16 protein-coding genes and 1 pseudogene are annotated in these 18,330 nt (G+C 72.3%); 7 read left to right on the forward strand and 10 right to left on the reverse strand.

Features of this window, described 5'->3' with window-relative positions:
* Positions 1-1,410, forward strand: a complete 1,410-nt coding sequence (locus LN251_RS24530; RefSeq protein ID WP_458246270.1) for an RICIN domain-containing protein — start codon at positions 1-3, stop codon at positions 1,408-1,410.
* A 12-nt stretch (positions 1,411-1,422) separates the two neighbouring features.
* Here LN251_RS24530 and LN251_RS24535 read toward each other — a convergent pair whose 3' ends face one another.
* A complete protein-coding gene (locus LN251_RS24535; protein WP_458246271.1) occupies positions 1,423-3,096 on the reverse strand; it encodes a rhamnogalacturonan lyase B N-terminal domain-containing protein in 1,674 nt (557 codons plus the stop codon).
* A 202-nt stretch (positions 3,097-3,298) separates the two neighbouring features.
* Between LN251_RS24535 and LN251_RS24540 the strand changes: the two genes are divergently transcribed.
* From LN251_RS24540 to LN251_RS24555, 4 genes are all read left to right on the forward strand, one after another.
* Positions 3,299-4,345 carry a rhamnogalacturonan acetylesterase gene (locus LN251_RS24540; protein ID WP_458246272.1) on the forward strand — a complete coding sequence of 349 codons (1,047 nt, stop codon included), beginning with the start codon at positions 3,299-3,301 and terminating at the stop codon, positions 4,343-4,345.
* Positions 4,346-4,555: 210 nt separating this feature from the next.
* A complete protein-coding gene (locus LN251_RS24545; protein ID WP_458246273.1) occupies positions 4,556-6,247 on the forward strand; it encodes a DUF2264 domain-containing protein in 1,692 nt (563 codons plus the stop codon).
* Between the two features lie 97 nt (positions 6,248-6,344).
* The gene (locus LN251_RS24550; RefSeq protein ID WP_458246274.1) at positions 6,345-6,713 is read left to right on the forward strand and encodes a VOC family protein; all 369 of its coding nucleotides are present in this window, start codon (positions 6,345-6,347) and stop codon (positions 6,711-6,713) included.
* Between the two features lie 115 nt (positions 6,714-6,828).
* Positions 6,829-7,665, forward strand: a complete 837-nt coding sequence (locus tag LN251_RS24555; protein WP_458246275.1) for an isocitrate lyase/PEP mutase family protein — start codon at positions 6,829-6,831, stop codon at positions 7,663-7,665.
* Here the strand turns inward: LN251_RS24555 and LN251_RS24560 are convergent.
* From LN251_RS24560 to LN251_RS24600, 9 genes and pseudogenes are all read right to left on the reverse strand, one after another.
* Positions 7,662-8,498, reverse strand: coding sequence for an alpha/beta fold hydrolase (locus LN251_RS24560; RefSeq protein ID WP_458246276.1), 837 nt, complete (start codon positions 8,496-8,498; stop codon positions 7,662-7,664). The two genes, LN251_RS24555 and LN251_RS24560, sit on opposite strands and share 4 nt — an antisense overlap.
* Positions 8,491-9,078: a TetR/AcrR family transcriptional regulator gene (locus tag LN251_RS24565; RefSeq protein ID WP_458246277.1), complete on the reverse strand. Its 588-nt coding sequence runs from the start codon at positions 9,076-9,078 to the stop codon at positions 8,491-8,493. Before LN251_RS24565 ends, LN251_RS24560 begins: the two co-directional genes overlap by 8 nt.
* Before the next feature lie 67 nt (positions 9,079-9,145).
* On the reverse strand, positions 9,146-9,658 hold the full coding sequence (locus LN251_RS24570; RefSeq protein WP_458246787.1) for a hypothetical protein: 513 nt from the start codon (positions 9,656-9,658) through the stop codon (positions 9,146-9,148).
* Positions 9,659-9,663: 5 nt separating this feature from the next.
* Positions 9,664-11,117, reverse strand: a pseudogene (locus LN251_RS24575) (phytoene desaturase family protein).
* 159 nt (positions 11,118-11,276) lie between these two features.
* Positions 11,277-12,023 carry an ABC transporter permease gene (locus LN251_RS24580; protein WP_458246788.1) on the reverse strand — a complete coding sequence of 249 codons (747 nt, stop codon included), beginning with the start codon at positions 12,021-12,023 and terminating at the stop codon, positions 11,277-11,279.
* Between the two features lie 59 nt (positions 12,024-12,082).
* Complete coding sequence (locus tag LN251_RS24585) at positions 12,083-12,886, reverse strand: ABC transporter permease (protein WP_458246278.1); 804 nt, start codon at positions 12,884-12,886, stop codon at positions 12,083-12,085.
* 1 nt (position 12,887) lies between these two features.
* Positions 12,888-13,895 carry an ABC transporter ATP-binding protein gene (locus LN251_RS24590; protein WP_458246279.1) on the reverse strand — a complete coding sequence of 336 codons (1,008 nt, stop codon included), beginning with the start codon at positions 13,893-13,895 and terminating at the stop codon, positions 12,888-12,890.
* On the reverse strand, positions 13,892-15,055 hold the full coding sequence (locus LN251_RS24595; RefSeq protein ID WP_458246280.1) for an MFS transporter: 1,164 nt from the start codon (positions 15,053-15,055) through the stop codon (positions 13,892-13,894). Before LN251_RS24595 ends, LN251_RS24590 begins: the two co-directional genes overlap by 4 nt.
* A gap of 101 nt (positions 15,056-15,156) precedes the next feature.
* Entirely contained in the window at positions 15,157-16,407 is a 1,251-nt protein-coding gene (locus LN251_RS24600) for an FAD-binding protein (RefSeq protein ID WP_458246281.1), read from the reverse strand.
* A gap of 109 nt (positions 16,408-16,516) precedes the next feature.
* On the opposite strand from LN251_RS24600, the gene LN251_RS24605 reads away from it, so the two are divergent.
* Complete coding sequence (locus LN251_RS24605; protein WP_458246282.1) at positions 16,517-17,524, forward strand: hydroxyacid dehydrogenase; 1,008 nt, start codon at positions 16,517-16,519, stop codon at positions 17,522-17,524.
* Positions 17,525-17,621: 97 nt separating this feature from the next.
* Positions 17,622-18,284: a pyridoxamine 5'-phosphate oxidase family protein gene (locus LN251_RS24610; RefSeq protein ID WP_458246283.1), complete on the forward strand. Its 663-nt coding sequence runs from the start codon at positions 17,622-17,624 to the stop codon at positions 18,282-18,284.
* Positions 18,285-18,330: the final 46 nt, after the last annotated feature.

An 18,330-nucleotide genomic window follows, 5' to 3' on the forward strand; every position in this document is an offset into this window, starting at 1 on the left:
ATGAGACGTGCCCACGCGGTGCTGCTCGCCCTCTGCCTGGGCCTGTTCGGCGCCCTCGCGACCGCGGGCCCGGCCCAGGCGGCCACCCAGACGATCACCAACGGCACCCAGTTCACGGATACTTCGGGCAACCCCGTGCACGCCCACGGCGGCGGGGTCATCAAGGTCGGCTCGTACTACTACTGGTTCGGCGAGGACCGCAACGCCGACAACACCTTCCGGTACGTGGACGCCTACCGCTCCACCGACCTGAAGAACTGGGAGTTCAGGAACCACGTCCTGACCCAGTCCTCCGCCTCCGAGCTGGCCACCGCCTACATCGAGCGCCCGAAGGTCATCTACAACGCCTCCACCGGCAAGTTCGTGATGTGGATGCACAAGGAGAACGGCGTCGACTACAGCCAGGCCCGCGCGGCCGTCGCCGTCTCCGACACCGTCGACGGCAGCTACACCTACCGGGGCAGCTTCCAGCCGCTCGGGCAGTACATGTCCCGGGACATCACCACCTTCGTCGACACCGACGGCACGGCGTACATGGTCTCGGCGGCCAACGAGAACTACGACCTGCACATCTACCGGCTCACCGCCGACTACACGGCGATCGACAGCCTGGTCGCCAACCCCTGGCCGGGCGGCCACCGCGAGGCTCCCGCGCTGTTCAAGCGGGGCGGCGTCTACTTCATGCTCACGTCCGGAGCCACCGGCTGGAGCCCCAACCAGCAGCAGTACGCCACCGCGACCTCCCTCTCGGGCCCGTGGACGTCGTGGACGAACGTCGGCGACTCCACGGCCTACAACTCCCAGACCGCGTACGTGCTCCCGGTCACCGGCACCTCGGGCACCTCGTACCTCTACATGGGCGACCGCTGGGGCAACTCCTTCGGCGGCACGGTCAACGACTCGCGCTACGTCTGGCTGCCGCTGACGTTCCCGAGTTCGACCTCCCTGTCCCTGTCCTGGTACCCGGAGGTCATGGTCGACACCGCCGCGGGCACGGTCGCCGGGACCGCCGCCACGTACAACACGCTCGTCGCCCGCAACAGCGGCAAGTGCGCGGACGTGCCGAACCAGTCGCTGTGGCAGGGCGCCGCGATCAGCCAGTACACCTGCAACAGCGGCACCAACCAGAAGTGGTGGTTCAAGGATCTCGGTACCGGCTACTACGCGCTGATGGGCCGGGGGAGCTCCCTGTGCCTTCAGGAGAACGCCTCCACCGTCACCCAGGAGAACTGCACCGGCGCCACCGCCCAGCAGTGGTCGGTGGTGACCTCCGGCTCCTACGTGAACATCAAGGCCCGCGCCACCGGCGAGTGCCTGGACGTGTCCGGCGCGTCCACCGCCAACTCCGCCGCCATCATCACCTACACCTGCAGCGGAGCCACCAACCAGCAGTGGACGCGCGGGACCTGAGGCTCCGTCGGGTCAGACCAGCAGGTCGATCGCGTCGATCGACGTGCCGGCGCTGAGGAAGGACGTCGTCCCCGAACCGCTCACCACGTTGATCTTCAGCACGTTGTACTGGCTGGTGTCCGTGAGCCAGGCACTCGCCGGAACGCTGTAGGTGAACGTGTAGTTGTTGCCCCGGTAGGAGCCCACGGTCAGCGACCGGGTGCTCGGCTGGGAGGGCGGGGAGGGGATCGACGACGTCCAGTCGTTGACCGAGATCTGCGGCCGTCCGTTGGCGTAGGCCGTCGTCACGCCGATCCGCAGGGTGTGCGCGGCGGCGGACTGGGCGGCCGTCAGCCTGAAGTAGACGAGGATGCCGCTGTTGACGTCCTTCCACAGATAGCAGGGGAAGGCGGACGTCTCGGTGCCGCTGCCGACGACGACGTTCCCGGCCCAGGACGCGGCCCGGACGTCGGACGGATGCGCGTACGTCATGAGGTCCGCGTTCTTGAACCCGCTCGGCGTGCCGTTCCATTCGCCGATGCGCCATATCGCGCTCGCGTTGCCCGGGTCGTTGGAGGGCGGGATCGCGAGGGTGTTCAGGGTGGTGGTGCCGCCTGCCGTGACCGTCACCGACCCTGTGTACACGGCGAGTTCGCCCTTGTAGACGGTCAGCGTGTACGTCCCCGGCAGAACGCCCCCGATGGAGAACCAGCCGTCCGAGGACCTGGCCGAACCCCAGTACTGAGCGGCCGAGTTGGCGAGCCCCACGGTGTACGGGAAGGCCGTGTTGCGGCCGGTGATGCCGACCCCGGCCACCTTGCCGCGCCCGCTCGCCGCCACGTACCCGGAGATGCCGAGCGAATCCGCCCAGGGGGTGGTGAGGTTGGCGTGGTAGAGCGAGGTCGAGGGCGTGCCGCCGTCGGTGAAGGCGATGACGTACGGGCCCTGGAGGCCGAAGCGCTGGGCCTCCGTCTGGTTCTCGCCGTAGTAGAGGATCTCGTACAGCCCGCCGCCGTCGGCGCTCTGGTGGCGCAGCAGAGAGCGGTAGAAGGGGCCGCCGGAGGCCTTCTCGTGGTTGGAGCGGACGACGTACAGGCCGACGCTTCCCGTGCTCCAGCCGATGCAGTCGTAGTCGATGACCCGGAGCCTGGAGTAGTGCTTGGATCGGGTCTGCCCGTCAGACTTGGCGAAGACGTCGGAGGCCTCGACGGTGCTGGTCGTGTACGTGTAGGAGTCGGGCTCGTCGTTGAGGAACAGGCCCGCCCTGACGCGCACGATGTAACGGGTCGCGGAGACCGAGTCGTCGGCCTTGTTCGTCCACAGGCAGACGTTGTTCTCGCCGCTGCGGGCCGCGTAATAGTGCTTGAGCGTGCCGTACGCCACGGAGATCAGGATCGTCGAGCCGGACTGCTTGACGGTCACGGTGGAGGTGCCCAGGCCGGATTCGACGTGGGAGTTCTTGCCGCCGTAGCCCTGGTACTCCGTGCCTTTGTAGACCAGCGAGGTCAGGTCGCCGTTGGTCTTGCTGACCTTGAAGACGAGGCTCGCGCCGGTGTCGACGACGTAGTGGGAGCCGTCGTCGCTCCAGCCGAAGCCAGCGGCGGACGCGGACGGGGCGAGGGGTCCGGCGACGGCCGCGGTGCCGGCGGCGGCGGAGCCGAGGACGAAGGTGCGGCGGCCGACCGGTCTGTTCGCGGTGTCGGACATGGGGGTGCCTCCTTCGGGGGGCGGGTGGGGGTGCGGGTGAGTGTGAGGGTGGCAGTTGAATCGATTTCGCGAAAGGGCTTTCACGGTGTGCTCGTTGGTCGTCTTGCGAAAATGACCTAAAGACTAGAAAGCGCTTGTCGATGGCGGTACGGTCCAGCCGCCGATCCTGTCGCCCCCGGTGTCCCGTCGGAGGAATTCGCGAATGAGACGTTTCAGCCTCGCCATGTCCGCCGCGCTGATCCTGAGCGCCTGTCTGACCGCCGTGCCCGCCCGTGCGCACGACGGCCCCATGGCCCTCGGCGTCGACGACTGCACCGCCACCGCCTGCCACTTCGACGTCCCGCCCGGTACCTACGACGTGCGGGTCCTGCTCGGCGGTGACGCCGACTCCAGCACCGCCGTCAGCGGCGAGACCCGGCGCTCCCTGCTCCCCGAGACGCCCGTCGCGGCAGGCGAGCGCGTCGCCCGCAGCTTCACGGTCGACGTCCGCACCCCGGAGGGCGAGCCGACCGGCCCCGACGGAACTCCCGGACTGGACCTGGCCCTTGGCGGCTCGGCCCCCGCCCTCGCGGACATCCGCGTCACCCCGGCCGCCCGGCACACCCGCCGAATTCTGCTGATCGGCGACTCCACGGTCTGCGATCAGCCGGCCGACCCCTACTCCGGCTGGGGCCAGCAGCTCCCGCAGTTCCTGCGCAAGGGCGTGTCCGTCGCCAACTACGCCGATTCCGGAGAGAGTACGGTCACCTATCTGGGGAACCCGCGGCTGTGGGGCACCGTCCAGCCACTGATCCGCCCCGGCGACCTGGTGCTCGTCCAGCTCGCCCACAACGACAAGACCACGGACGAGGCCACCTACAGAACCAACCTGGAGACGCTGGTGGCCGGGGTGAGGGACAAGGGCGGACGGCCCGTCCTGGTGACGCCGATCGTGCGACGGTGGTTCAATGCCGACGGCACCTTGAACAACGACACCGCGCTGCTCGTCAATGGTCTGGGTGTGGACCATCCGGCCGTCATCCGGTCGGTCGCGGCCGCGGAGCACGTACCGCTCATCGACCTGACGGCGAAGACGAAGGCACTGGTGGAATCCCTTGGTGTCGAAGGCTCCAAGGCGATCTACCTCTACAACGAGAAGAAGGACAACACCCACACCTCCGTGCACGGCGCCACCGTGTACGCGGGCCTTGTCCGCGACGAACTTCTCGCCCGGCATCTCGTGCCCAGGGGCACGGTGCGGGTGGGATGAGCCCCTGGGGCGTCTCGACCGGAACCGGGGCGCCCCAGGTCTCCCCTTCCCGAGCGCGCTGCCGTGAGCGCCGTGTCACAGCCGTGGCCCAGGGGAGCCGTGAGCCGTGATGCCATGGGCGGTGTTGCCGTAAGCCGTGCTGTCTTCAGCCGTGCTGTCGTCAGCCCTGATGTCGTGAGCCGTGATGTCGTGAGCCGTGAGAGAGAGCCGATGCACCTGCCCCCAGCCGACCACGCCCGCAGCCCGTACACCGGTTACACCCGCGCCCACTGGGAGGCGACCGCCGACGCCCTGCTCGCCGCGGTCGAGCCGTACGCCACCGAGGGCGGCGCGCTCTACCACCTCCCCGGCGACCGGCAGAGCTGGTCCGGCCGGCTCTCCGACGGCCTGGAGGGCTACGCCCGTACGCTGTTGCTCGCGGCCTTCCGCCGGGACGAGACCGCGCTGCAGCGCTACGCCGAGGGCCTCGCGGCCGGCACCGCGGGCGTGTGGCCCCGCATCGAGGACCGTGGCCAGCCCCTCGTCGAGGCCGCGTCCGTCGCCCTCGCCCTGCGCCTGACCCGGCCGCTGCTGTGGGACCGCCTGGACGACGGCGTACGGCAACGGGCGGCGGCCTGGCTGAGCGACGCGCTGACCGCCGAGGCGTGGCCCTGCAACTGGGAGCTGTTCCCCGTCACGGTCGGCGGATTCCTCGACGAGATCGGGTACGAGACGGACGCCTCCCGCAAGGCGATCGACCGCGGACTCGCCCGGATCGAGGACTGGTACCTCGGCGACGGCTGGTACACCGACGGAGACGGCCGCAAGTTCGACTACTACAACGGCTGGGCGATGCATCTGTACCCGGTGCTGCACGCCTGGCTCGCGGACGACACCCGGCTGCTGGAGCTGTACGGCGGCCGGCTCTCACGTCATCTGGAGGACTACGCCCGCCTGTTCGGCGCGGACGGAGCGCCGATGCACCAGGGCCGCTCGCTCACCTACCGCTTCGCGACGACCGCCCCGCTGTGGCTGGGCGCCCTGTGCGGCCGTACGCCGCTGTCGCCGGGCGAGACGCGGCGGCTGGCGTCCGGCGCGCTCAAGTACTTCCTGGACCGGGGCGCGGTCGACGAGCGGGGCCTGCTCACCCTCGGCTGGCACGGCCCCGACCCGGCGGTCCTGCAGGGCTATTCCGGACCCGCCTCGCCCTACTGGGCGAGCAAGGGCTTCGTCGGCCTGCTGCTGCCGCCGGACCATCCGGTGTGGACGGCCCCCGAGGAGCCGGGACCGGCCGAGCGGGCCGACGCGGTGACCCCGGTCGGACCTCCCAACTGGCTGGTGCAGTCGACGCGTTCGGACGGCCTGGTGCGCCTGCACAACCACGGCAGCGAGGACGTCCGCTACGACCCCTACTACACGCGGCTGGCGTACTCGACCGCGACGGCGCCTTCCTCCTCGTACGACAACAGCGTGTTCGTGGGGGACGACCCGAGCCGGACGGGGATCGAGCCGCTGGGCGTCGGGGAGGGCTGGGCCGCCTCCCGGCACACGGCCGGCGGAGGCGCGCGGGTGACCAGTGCGGTGCTGGCGCGCGGCGCCGTGGAGGTGCGGGCACACCTGGTCTCGGGGGCCGAGCCGGGTACGGCGATCCGGGTGACCGGCTGGCCCACGGCGGAGCCGGTTCCCCGGGCCGAACTGCTGCCCGCGGTCGGCCTGTCGGAGGCGCTGACCGGCGTCACCGGCGACGGCGACACCCTCTTCGTCGCCCTGGCCCGGCTCACCGGCGAGGCGGATCCGCCGCCGCTGGCCGAGACGGTCGACGTACGGGCCGACGGGGAGGGCGCGTTGACGGTGCGCTGGAGCGAAGGGCCCGAGCTGCGGGTGGTGTTCGGTCCGACGGGGGTCGAGATCGGCGCGGGGTGATCCGGTCGGGCAGGACGGGGCCCACGGCGACGTGCGTGTTCACCGCCTGCCCGAATCTCCGTTGCCCGGCTCGGCCCGGCGCCCGAGAATCCCCTGCATGACTTCCGCCGTCCGCCACACGACGTTCGACTGCGCCGACGCCTACGCCCTCGCCGGCTTCTGGTCCCAGGTGCTCGGTCACCCCCTGCACCCCGAGAACGAGCCCGGCGATCCCGAGGTGCTGATCGAGGGGGCGAGCCTGCTGTTCGTCACCGTCCCGGAGGCCAAGGCCGTCAAGAACCGCGTGCACCTCGACCTGCAGCCGCAGGACCGCACCCGCGACGAGGAGGTCGACCGCCTGCTCACGCTCGGCGCCACCCTCGTGGACGACCACCGCAAGCCGGACGGCAAGGGCTGGGCCGTGCTCACCGACCCGGAGGGCAACGAGTTCTGCGTCGAGCGCAGCGCGGGGGAGCGCGTCGGCTGAACACCGTGCCCCGGGCGAACACCGCGCACCGGGGGAACGCCGTGCCGCCGGATATGGCCGGCCGCGCGCTCACACTTCGGCGGGCACCGAAGCGATCGGCGCCTACCGTTCCCGTATGACCGACAGCCCGAGGGCGACCGAGCCGCACGTCGATGCGGTGGGCCGGCCTTCCCTGACCGCCTTCGCCGTCCTCCACCACGCCGACGGGCCCCTGTTCCTGCCCAACGCCTGGGACCACGCCTCGGCGACCGCCCTAGCCGCGCGCGGATTCCCCGCGGTCGGCACGACCAGCCTCGGCGTCGCCGCGGCCGCCGGTCTGCCCGACGGCGCCTCCGCCACCCGGGACGAGACACTCCGGCTGGCCCGTACCCTGGGCGCCGGGCCCTTTCTGCTGTCGGTCGACGCGGAGGACGGGTACAGCGAAGATCCCGCCACGGTGGGCGAGTTCGCGCGCGAACTGGCCGCCGCCGGTGCCGTCGGGATCAACCTGGAGGACGCTCTCGGGCCGGTCCGGCGGCACGCCGACAAGATCGCCGCCGTCAAGGCCGCGGCGCCCGGCCTCTTCGTGAACGCCCGCACCGACACGTACTGGCTGGGGGAGGGCGGCGAGCGCGAGACGCTGCGACGACTCGACGCCTACCAACAGGCGGGCGTCGACGGCGTGTTCGTGCCCGGCCTCACCGACCCCGGCACCATCGCCGCCGTGGTGCGGCGCGCCGGGGTCCCCCTCAACATCCTCTACTCGCCCGACGGCCCCAGCGTCCCCCACCTCGCCGACCTCGGGGTGCGCCGCGTCAGCCTCGGCTCACTGCTGTACCGGCGTGCGCTGGGAGCGGCCCTGGAGACGGTGGCGGACATCGGAACCGGCCGCCGGCCGCTGGATCCGGCACCGTCGTACGCCGAGGTCGACGGCCTGAGCCGGCACGGGACACCCGCCGGCACCGTGCGCTAGGCGGTCAGCGGCCCGCGCCGTTCGTCCACCGCCCCCCGCGCTCCGTCGTGACGGCCCAGCGTCTCCACGAGCCGTTCCGCGAACGCGACGGGATGCTCGCCGGCCCCGACATGCCCTCCCGGGAACTCGACGAAGCGGGCGCTGGTGCGCCCGGCGATGAACTCGGCCGTGCGGTGCAGGAGTTGTCCACGCGAGTCGGACCCGGCGGCGAGGGTGAGTCGGTCCGGGGCGCCGGCCAGGGCCACGAGGTCGGGAGTGTACGAGCTGAAGCCCCGGACGACGTGGGCGAGGAAGAGCGCCATCGGGCTCGTCAACTCCTGCTCCCTGCTGAGAGGTCGGCCCGGGGCGGCGTCGCCGGGCTCCTGCCCCGTCAGCGCGGCGCCGAGCCGGGCGGCGGCCGCCTGCGGTCCGGCGGCGCGGTAGGTGTCGTACACCTCCTGGAACACGGCCCGTTGCCGCGCCCCGTCCGGCAGAACCCCCACGCACGGCGGCTCGTGCGCGACGACGTGCCGCAGCCGCTGCGGATGGCGCGTGAGCAGGTCGAGCGCGGCGATCCCGCCGGAGCTGAGACCGAGCACGGACGCCGACTCCCCTTCGGGCAGCACCACTTCGAGGAGCCGGGACGCGCCGTCGCTCCACTCCTCCACCCGCTGATCGGCGACCGGCTCGCCGAGCCGGCCGTGCGCCAGCCCGAGCGGGTCGTACGTCACCACGGTGAACCGCTCCGCGAGGACGTCCGTCATCGGGCCGAGTCCCATCGGGTGCCCCGCCCCTCCGGGGACGACCAGCAGGACGGGTCCCTCGCCTCGCCTGTCGTGGTGCGGTTCAGTCATCGTCGTGTGTTCCTTCCCGGGGCCAGTGTGCGAGGGCGATGTGCAGGGCGTCGACCGCCTTGTCCCAGGACCTGCGCACATCGCGCGGGGCACCGAAGCCGCCGCTCGCCTCCAGGGCGCAGTAGCCGTGGAAGGTGCTGCGCAACAGACGCACGGCGTCGGTGAGATCGGGTTCCTCCAGGCCGTAGGCGCGGAGCATGCCGTAGGTGATGTCGGCCGTGCGGCGCAGCTCGGGGGAGTCGGCGACCAGGGACTGGTCGATACGGATCTGGGTGGCCGCGTACCGTCCGGGACGCTCCAGCGCGAACTCCCGGTAGGCGCCAGCGAAGGCGGCCAGCGCGTCCTTCCCGGCGCGTCCCGCCACCGCCGACGCGATGCGGTCGATCAGCTCGCCGCCGGCCAGGAACGCCATCCGCGTCCGCAGATCCTGAAGGCTTCTGACGTGTGAGTACAGGCTCGCGTCCCTGACTCCGAAGTGCCGGGCCACGGCGGACAGCGTGACGTTCTCGAACCCCACCTCGTCGGCGAGGTCGGCGGCGGCCGCGGTGATGCGCTCCGCGGTGAGACCGGCCCTGACCATGACGCCCCGCCTTTCCTAGAGGTCCTAGGAAAGAGCCTAGCCATCCGAGGTTTTCGTCGGCCACCGATTAATCGCGTCCGGGCGAGCCCTGATTTCCCTTCCCCTCCCCCTTCCGCTTGCGGTTCGGGCGGCGGAAGGCTTCGAGTTCGCCGACCGCCGCACGCACATGTCCCGGATCCCCTCCGGCACCGGCGCACCGCCACACCGGACGCCCCTCCGCCTCGCCCAGGTGCATGCCGAGGTTGTGCACCGCGCACACCGGCCAGGCCCGCCGCAGGCGTTCGGTCACCGTGTCCTGCGCCGCCTCGGCGATGTCGGCGAGGACGGCGCGCGGGTCGACGCCGGCCCCCGCGCCGGTCCGGGTGAGCTGGTTGCCCCACCAGGTGCCGTCGGCGAGGGCGACGTACACGTCCTCAGGATCGCCCTCTTCCCAGGACGCCAGTGCCATCAGCCGGAGCGGCTCCCGCTCGGGCAGCGTCGCGGCCAGGTCCCGGTTGACCAGAGCCAGGGCCTCGTCCAGGGCCGGGTGCTCGCCGGGCTCGACCCGGCGCGGCTCGAACTCACCGACGGGCGGACGCATGCGGGTCACGTGCTACCAACTTCCCCAGCAGAAGAACGAGTTGATCCTCGGACCAGATACCGCAGCGCCGATCGTGCCGCGTTGGCTCCGCACATGCCGTGGGCGCCGGCGCCGGGGGTGTGGCCGCAGAGCAGATGAACACGCCTGGTACGCCGGTGCTGTACGGGTCGAGGGTGAGGCGTGGCCGGAGCAGGAGCTGGGAGGCGGTGTTGGCGCCCGTGACGATGTCGCCGCCGACGTAGTTCGGGTTGTACGCCTCGAACTGGGCGGGCGAGCGGGTCACCGTGCCGACGATCCGGTCCCGGAAGCCCGGTGCGAAGCGCTCGATCTGCCGTACGACCGCTTCCGTGGCGTCCCCGGCGTAGCCGTGCGGCACATGGGCGTACGTCCACACGGGATGGACGTCGCCGTCGGACCGGCTCGGGTCCGCCAGGTACTGCTGGCCGACCAGCACGAACGGCCGTTCCGGCATCCGCCCGGCGCAGACCTGCCGTTCCACCTCGGCGACCTCCTCGAACGTGCCGCCCAGATGGACCGTCCCCGCGCGCCGCGCCGCCTGGTGGGTCCACGGCACCCCGCCCTCGACGGCGAAGTCCACCTTGAAGGCGCCGGGACCGTGCCGGTAGCGGCGGTAGGCGCGGGCCACCCGGGCCGGCAGCCGGTCGCCCAGGACGTCCGCGACCGCCCGCGGCGCGGTGTCGAACAACACCACGTCCGACGGAGGGAGTTGGCTGTGCGAACGCACGTGGACACCCGTTTCGACCCGGCCGCCCAGCTCGGTCAGGAGCGAGGCCAGCGCGTCCGTGATCGCCCGTGAGCCGCCCTCGGCCACCGCCCAGCCGTACCGGTGCCCGGACGCGACGATCGACAGACCGATCGCCGCGGTCGCGGGCCGGTTCAGCGGCCGGAAGGCGTGGGCGGCCACTCCGCCGTAGAGGGCCCGGGCCGTCGCGGTGCGCCACAGTCCGGCCACAGTCGCGGCGGGCAACAGGGCAGTAGCCCCGAAGCGGGCCAGCAGGAGCGGATGGCGGGGCACCCTGGCGAGCGGCCCCATGATGCCGTCGGCCAAGGCGTCGAAGCCGTCGGCGAGCGGGCCGAACAGCCGCCGCCACCGGGGCCCGTCGACCGCGCCGAGCCTCTCGGCCGTCTCGTGGACGGACCGGCGCAGCACCCCGGCCTCGCCGGAGTCCAGCGGATGCACGCAGTCGATCTCGGGCAGGCGCCAGCGCAGACCGTGCCGGTCCAGACCGAGTTCGCGCAGGAAGGGCGAGCCGGCGGCCATGGGGTGGGTGGCGGAGCAGTGGTCGTGCAGCAGGCCCGGAGTCAGCTCGCTGGTCCGCGTACCGCCGCCGATCGTCGCGGCCGCCTCCAGGACGGTGACGTCCACGCCCGCGCGGGCGAGGAGGACGGCCGCCGCCAGTCCGTTGGGACCGCTGCCCACCACGACGGCCGTACTCATGCAACTCTCCTCGCCGGGACCGGACGGATCGAAGACACCGCACAGGGATCGTAGGCGGCGGGCCGCGTCCTGCCCGTCATTCGCTGCCGTACGGCTGCCCGCGGGCCCGGACACACGCGTTGCCCCTGCCGGCCCCGCGGTGGACCGGCTCGGGTGCCCTCAGCCGTTCACCCCCGTGTAGTGGTCCAGGCTCCACCGCCACAGGAGGCGCGCGGCGAGGTAGGCGAGCACCCCGAGCAGCGGGGAGGCGGCCGCCAGCCAGTACGGGACGCCCGTTTCGTGGCCGTGTCCGGTGAGGACGGCGGCGGGGAAGTAGGCGACGAACGCCAGCGGGAGGCCGAAGGTGAGCAGGCCGCCGACGGCCTTGGGCAGGACGTTCAGCGGATAGCTGCCGAAGGTGCCGAGCAGCTCCTCCAGCCAGCGGCCCCAGTAGCCGGCGGCCGGGAAGCGCAGCGAGGCGCAGGCCACCGCCGTGAACAGGGCGGCCTCCAGCAGCATGCCGCCGATCAGGCAGGCCACCAGGTAGGTGACGCGGCCCGCCGTCCAGTCGAGGTGACTGCGGCCGACCGCCCCGGCCATCAGTCCCGCGGCCACCGTCAGGTCGCCGATCGCGTTGGTGGGGAAGTACTCCAGCTGCACCTGGCGGTGAACCGGCAGCGGCCGCACCAGATAGATGTCGATCTTCCCTTCCTGGACGAACCGGCCGATGCCGTGCATCCGCCCCAGGAAGAGCACGAACAGCCCGTGCGCCAGCATCCGCGTCGCCGGGATCAGCAGCACCTCCGAACTGTCCCAGCCGCCCATCCCGGTGAACCGGGCCAGCAGCACGGTGGCGAACACGATCACCGACACCTGCCAGATCGCGCCGATCGCGATGTTCAGCAGGAACTCGACCCGGTACTCCATCTGGGCGCGGACGTTCAGCCGCGTGATGCGCCACGCGGTGCGGACGGCGTGCACGGTCGTCAGCCTCCCTGGGAGATGACACGACGGGCGGCCCGCCGCCACAGGAACCGGGTGAGCAGGAACAGCAGCACGGCCCAGGCGGCCTGGATCGCCAGCTGACCGGCCGCGTCCGCCGGCCGGATCCGCCCGATGTACAGGGACAGCGGCACGCTGAGCGTCGCCTGGAAGGGCAGGAAGGCGCTCATCGCGCGGAACCAGCCCGGGAAGAACCACAGCGGCGCGTACACCCCGGACAGCAGGTTCTGCGCGAAGACGAGGATCAGCATGGCCGCGTTGTTGCGGAGGGTCCAGAAGCACATCTGGTCCAGCAGGAGCATCACGAAGTACAGGACCAGCTGGCCGAGCAGCAGGCTGACCACGAACACCCCGGCCACCAGCGCCGACTCCGGCGGCCGCACCACCCCGGCCGCGAGGCACACCGCGTACCCGGCGAGCGCCCAGGCGGCGCCGTAGACCTGCTCGCCCAGGGCCCGCAGCGCGTGGTAGCGGGCGGGCGGCAGCGGGCGCAGGTACCAGTAGACGATGGTGCCGAAGTGCATGTGCTGCAGGACCGTGTCCCGCCCCGCGTACTGGTCCAGCTCCCGCAGCCGCGAGGCCAGTACGGCCAGCACCGCGTACGCGACGGCCTGGTCGCGGCTGAGCCCCGCGGTGGGTCCGGCGTGCGCGTACAGGCCGTTCCACAGCGAGGCGACCAAGACCACCTGGACGACCAGCCGGACCAGGGCCGCCGTCATCCGGGGCGGGGCGTGCAGCTCGCCGAGCGGGGTGACGCGGGCGGCCCGCCAGGCGTGCAGGACGGCCATCTCAGGTCTCCTCGGCGGCGGGTCCGGCGTGGACGTAGGCGGCCCGCATCACGTCCTCCAGGTCCGCCTCGTCGATGGCGACGTCCGTCACCTCGTACCGCTCGATGACCGCCTTGAGGGCTTGGTGGACGGTCGGCGCGCCGGGGCCGTCCGGGCCGAACACGGCCCGCGGGCCGTCCCTCCCGAGCAGCGCGATGCCCGGCGGCGGTACGACGTCGGTGTGGGCGTCGGCGAGCGTGACCCGCACCTGCCACGTCGAGCCGTAGGTGCGGCGGATCTCGTCGAGGGTGCCGTCCAGGACGAGCCGGCCGTGGTTGACGAGCACGACCCGTTCGGCGAGCCGCTCCACCTCCGTCATGTCGTGCGTGGTCAACAGGACGGTACGGCCGCGCTGTTCGACCTGGTGCCGCAGGAACTCCCGCACCTGTTCCTTGACCACCACGTCCATGCCGATGGTCGGCTCGTCCAGGAAGACCACCGGAGGGTCGTGCAGCAGCGCGGCGGCCAGGTCGCAGCGCACCCGCTGGCCCAGGGAGAGATGCCGCACCCGGGTGTCCCAGAACGCCGACAGCTCCAGCAGGTCGTCGAACTCCCTTAACCGGGCCGCGTGTTCGGCCCGTGGCACCTCGTAGATGTCGCGCAGGATCGCGAACGACTCCCGCACCGGCAGGTCCCACCACAACTGGGTGCGCTGCCCGAAAACCGCGCCGATGTTGCGGGCGTTGCGCTCCCGCTCCTGGTAGGGGACGACGCCCGCGACCCTGGCCTCGCCCGCGGTCGGGGTGAGGATGCCGGTGAGGATCTTGATGGTGGTGGACTTGCCGGCGCCGTTCGGGCCGAGCAGGGCGAGGAGTTCGCCCGGGGCCACGTCGAAGGTGATGTCGCTGACGGCGTGCTTGGTGACCCGCTCGGGGTCGACCAGGGATCTGAGCGCCCCGGCGAAACCGGGACGGCGGACGGTGGAACGGAAGGCGCGGGACAGGCCCCGCACCTCGATGCTGCCGCTCAATCGACGGACCTCCGGGTGAGTCGGATCAACCACGCGGTCGCCACGAGCGAGGCGGCGGAGAGCAGGGCGAGCAGCCAGGGGACCGCGTGGATGCCCGAGGCCTCGATACCCGCTCCCAGCAGTGGGGGAGCCGCCACTCCGCCGATCATCGACGCGGCGATGACCCAGGCGCCGGCGCGCCTGGCCTGGGGAAGGGCCCTGTTCAGCCAGGGCAGCCCGGTCGGGAAGACCGGCGCGATGAACAACCCGACGCCCGCGTACGCCACCGGCGCCGCCCCCGCCACCAGCGACAGCAGCAGGCACGCCGTCATGCCGGCCGCGCACAGGGCGAGGATGCGTTCGGGGGAGTGTCGCAGGGCGATCGGCACGACGAGGAACCGGCCCGCGGTCAGCATCAGCCAGTACACGGACGTCGCCGAGGCGGCCACGGTGGCGCTGTAGCCGACGGTCTCCAGATGGGTGGGCTCCCAGCCGCCGACGCCCGCCTCGACGGCGACGTTGAGGACGTACAGGACGAGGAAGCCGAGCAGGACACGGGACAGGACGGGCGACCCGGCCTTCGGTTCCTCCGGTTCGGCGGGGTGCGTGCGCACGCCACTCGTGCACAGCGCCAGCGCTCCGGCGAGGAGGGCACAACCGCCGAAGGCGTACGCGTAGTCGCCGGGGCCGGCCCACGCCACCACCGCCGGCCCCAGGACCGCCCCGATGCCGAAATGGGCGTTGAGGACGTTCAGCATGGCCGTGGAGCGGTGGCCGAAGCCGACCGCGAACAGCTGGTTGAGGCCGTAGTCGATGCCGCCGAAGCCCAGGCCGCCGAGGAAGGCGGCGGCCAGCGCGAGCGGCCAGGCCGGGGCGAGTGCGAAGCCGGCGGCGCCCACCGCCATCAGCGCGTAACTCGCGTACAGCAGGGCTCTGTTGCTGATCCGGGCGTGGATCGCGTTGAAGGCGAGGACGCCGGCCACGCCGCCCGCGAAGTGCAGGCTCAGGCCGAGGCCCGCGCCCGAGGGGGACAGGCCGAACTCCTCGCGCAGGCCCGGGACGGCGGGCCCGAAGAGCGCCTGGAGCATGCCGATGAGGACGAACCCGGCGCAGGACGCGACCGCGGCCGGCCGGCTGAACAGCCGTCCGGCCGCGCCGGAGCGCACTTCCGTGTCCGTCACCCGGTTTCCCCCGCAGAACGTCCGGCCGGGCCACGGCGGCCACCGGCGGCGCCAGGCTATGACCCGCGGGAGTTATTCGACAAGGGGTTTAAAAATGGGCCTTACGAAGCCTCTCCCAGGACGTCCCGCACGAACGCGTTGCTGAACTTCCCCGCCGGGTCCAGTTCCCGTGCCAGCGCCCGGAAGTCGCCCAGCCGCGGATACCGGCTGCGCAGCACGGCCGCCGGCACGGTGAACACCTTCCCCCAGTGCGGCCGCGCGTCGAAGCCGTCCAGGGCCTCCTCCACCCGCCGCACCACGGGGAGCACGGCCGCCGTGTCCTCGATCCAGGTGAAGTGCAGCGCCACCGTGTCGCGTCCGTACGCGGGGCTCAGCCACTGCGTGTCGGCGGCCACCGTCCGCACCTCGCAGGTCTGCAGCACGGGCGCGACCGTCGCGCGGATCGCGTCCAGGGCGTGCAGCGCGTCGAGGGCACGTGCCCTGGGCAGCAGGTACTCCGACTGCAGCTCGGCGCCGCTGCTGGGCACGAACTCCGCCCGGAAGTGCGGCAGTCGCTCGTGCCAGGGCCCCGGCACCCCGAACTGCTCGGTGCAGTTGACCGCCGGCATGCCCGGCACGGGGTGCAGCTTCTCGGTGGCGGGCGCCGCCCACGGGAAGTCCGGCAGCGGCTGGTCGGTGCGCCGCTTCAGCCACACCTGGCGGAAGCCCGGCTCCCGCCAGTCGGTGAACAGGCTCACGCTGTACGAGGCCGCCGCGACCTTCTCGAAGTCCAGCCCGGCGAGCGGCAGTTCGGTGAACAGGTGCTGCTCGACCCGGTACGACGGTTCGAGGTCCAGGGTCAGGGCGGTGACGACGCCCAGGGCGCCCAGCGAGGTCACGGCGCCGTCGAAGCGCTCGTCGCCCCGCCCCACGGTGAGCGTCGACCCGTCCGCCAGGACGAGCTCGACCTCGCGCACCGCCGACGCCAGCGAGCCGTTGCCGACACCCGAGCCGTGCGTGCCGGTCGCCACCGAGCCGGCCACCGAGATGTGCGGCAGGGACGCCATGTTGGGCAGCGCGAGCCCTTGGGCGTTAACCGCGCGCGCCAGTTCGGCGTACCGGACGCCGCCCGAGACCCGTACCGTACGGGCCGCGGTGTCCACGTCGATCACCGGCGGCAGGGCGGCGATCGAGAGCAGGACGCCGTCCGCGCCCGGCTCGGCGATCTCGTTGAAGGAGTGCCCGCTGCCCAGCACGCGCACCGCGGAGCCGCCGGCCACGAGCGCGCCGAGCGCGTCGAGCGAGTGGGGGCGGTGCAGCTCCTTCGCCGTGTAGGTGATGTTGCCCGCCCAGTTGGTGACCGTCTCCGTCATCCCTGCCGTCCCTCCCGAGAAGTGTGTGCACGTTGACCCTCTCATTCGCCGCCGCCTACCGTGGAGAGCGTTTTCTACAACTTCCTCGCGAAGCCGGAGGGCCACCCCCTTGTCCCAGCGTCCCCGGGCCCTGTTCGCCATGACCGCGGGCAATCTGCCGCTCGTCTTCCCTCCGCGGGTGCTGGCCCGGCTCCGCGAGGCGGTGGACGTCGACCCGGACCTGATCGCCGAGGACTTCACCACGGCGGCCGTGCGCGAGGCGCTCGCCCGCACCGAGATCCTGGTCACCGGCTGGGGCTGCCCCCCGCTGGACGCGGCCGTCCTCGACGCGGCGCCCCGGCTGCGGGCCGTCCTGCACGCGGCCGGCTCGGTCAAGGGCTTCACCACGCCCGAGGTCTGGCGGCGCGGCATCCTGGTCTCCTCGGCGGCCGACGCCAACGCCGTCCCGGTCGCCGAGTACACCCTCGCGATGATCCTGCTGGCCGGGAAGGGCGTCCTCGCCGCCCGGGAGCACCTGCGCACCGAACGGGGCCGGCACGGCTGGGGCGTCGTCCCCGGCATCGGCAACCACGGCCGCCGCGTCGGCGTGATCGGCGCCTCCCGCATCGGCCGCCGCCTGATCGCCCTGCTGGCCCCCTTCGACCTCCGCGTGAGCCTCACGGACCCGTACGTCACCGAAGGCCGGGCGGCCGAACTCGGCGTCCCGCTGCTGCCGCTGGACGAGTTGCTGCGCACCTCGGACATCGTCACCGTCCACGCCCCCGACACCCCGCAGACCCGCCGTCTCCTCGGTCGCCGCGAACTCGCCCTGATGCCCGACGGGGCGACCCTGATCAACACCGCCCGCGGCGGTCTGGTCGACCACGGCGCCCTCGTCGAGGAGGTCCGCACCGGGCGGCTGAACGCCGTCCTCGACGTCACCGACCCCGAGCCGCTCCCGGCCGACTCGCCCTTCTACGACCTCCCGGGCGCCTTCGTCACCCCGCACCTCGCCGGTTCCCAGGGCAACGAGCTCGCCCGCCTCGGCATGACGGTCGCCGAGGAGGCCGCCCGTCTGCTCGCGGGTGAGGGGCTCGCCCATCCGGTGGACCCGGGGGTGCTGGAGCGGGAAGCCTGAGCAGGTCGCCTGCGGATTTCGTAGCGGATTCGGTTCCTGGCAGAGCTATCCGCACATATCTAGCGTTGCAGCCGCGGTATCGGTAGCGTCCCTCCGTATGACGCGCCCATCGCTTCCGGAGACCGACCTCACCCGGCACCGCCGCCTGCGCGAACAGGGCAGCCTTGACCGTGCCGACCTCGACGCCGTCCTAGACGCCGGGTTCGTCTGCCACCTGGGCGTGGTGGTCGACGGCCGGCCCCTGGTGGTGCCGACGGTCTACGGCCGCGACGAGCGGCAGCTCTACCTGCACGGTTCGGTGGCCAGCCGCAGCCTCGCGGGCGGCACCCCGGTGTGCGTCACCGTTACCCACGTGGACGGGCTGGTCCTCGCCCGCTCCGTCTTCGAGCACGGCGTCAACTACCGCAGCGCCATGATCCACGGCGAGGCCCGCAAGGTCACCGATCCCGAGGAGAAGCTGACCGGGCTGCGGCTGCTCACCGAGCACGCGGCGCCCGGCCAGTGGTCGTACGCCCGGCGCCCCAGCCGCAAGGAGCTCGCCGCCACCACGCTCCTCGCCCTCTCCCTCGAACAGGCCTCGGTGAAGATCCGCACCGGGGCCCCCGACGACGGCGCCGGCCCCGACGCCGAGCTGGGCCTGTGGGCCGGCGTCCTGCCGCTGACCTCGGCCTGGGGCACCCCGGTGCCCGACCCGCTGCTGCCGCCCGGCCGGCCGATACCAGGACACATCGCGCGCCGTGAGGGGGCCCGCCACGGCTGAGCGCCGGGTGGGGGCATACGGTGGGGAGTCGAACGCCTGAGCCGGG

Source organism: Streptomyces sp. MAI_2237, assembly GCF_054189285.1.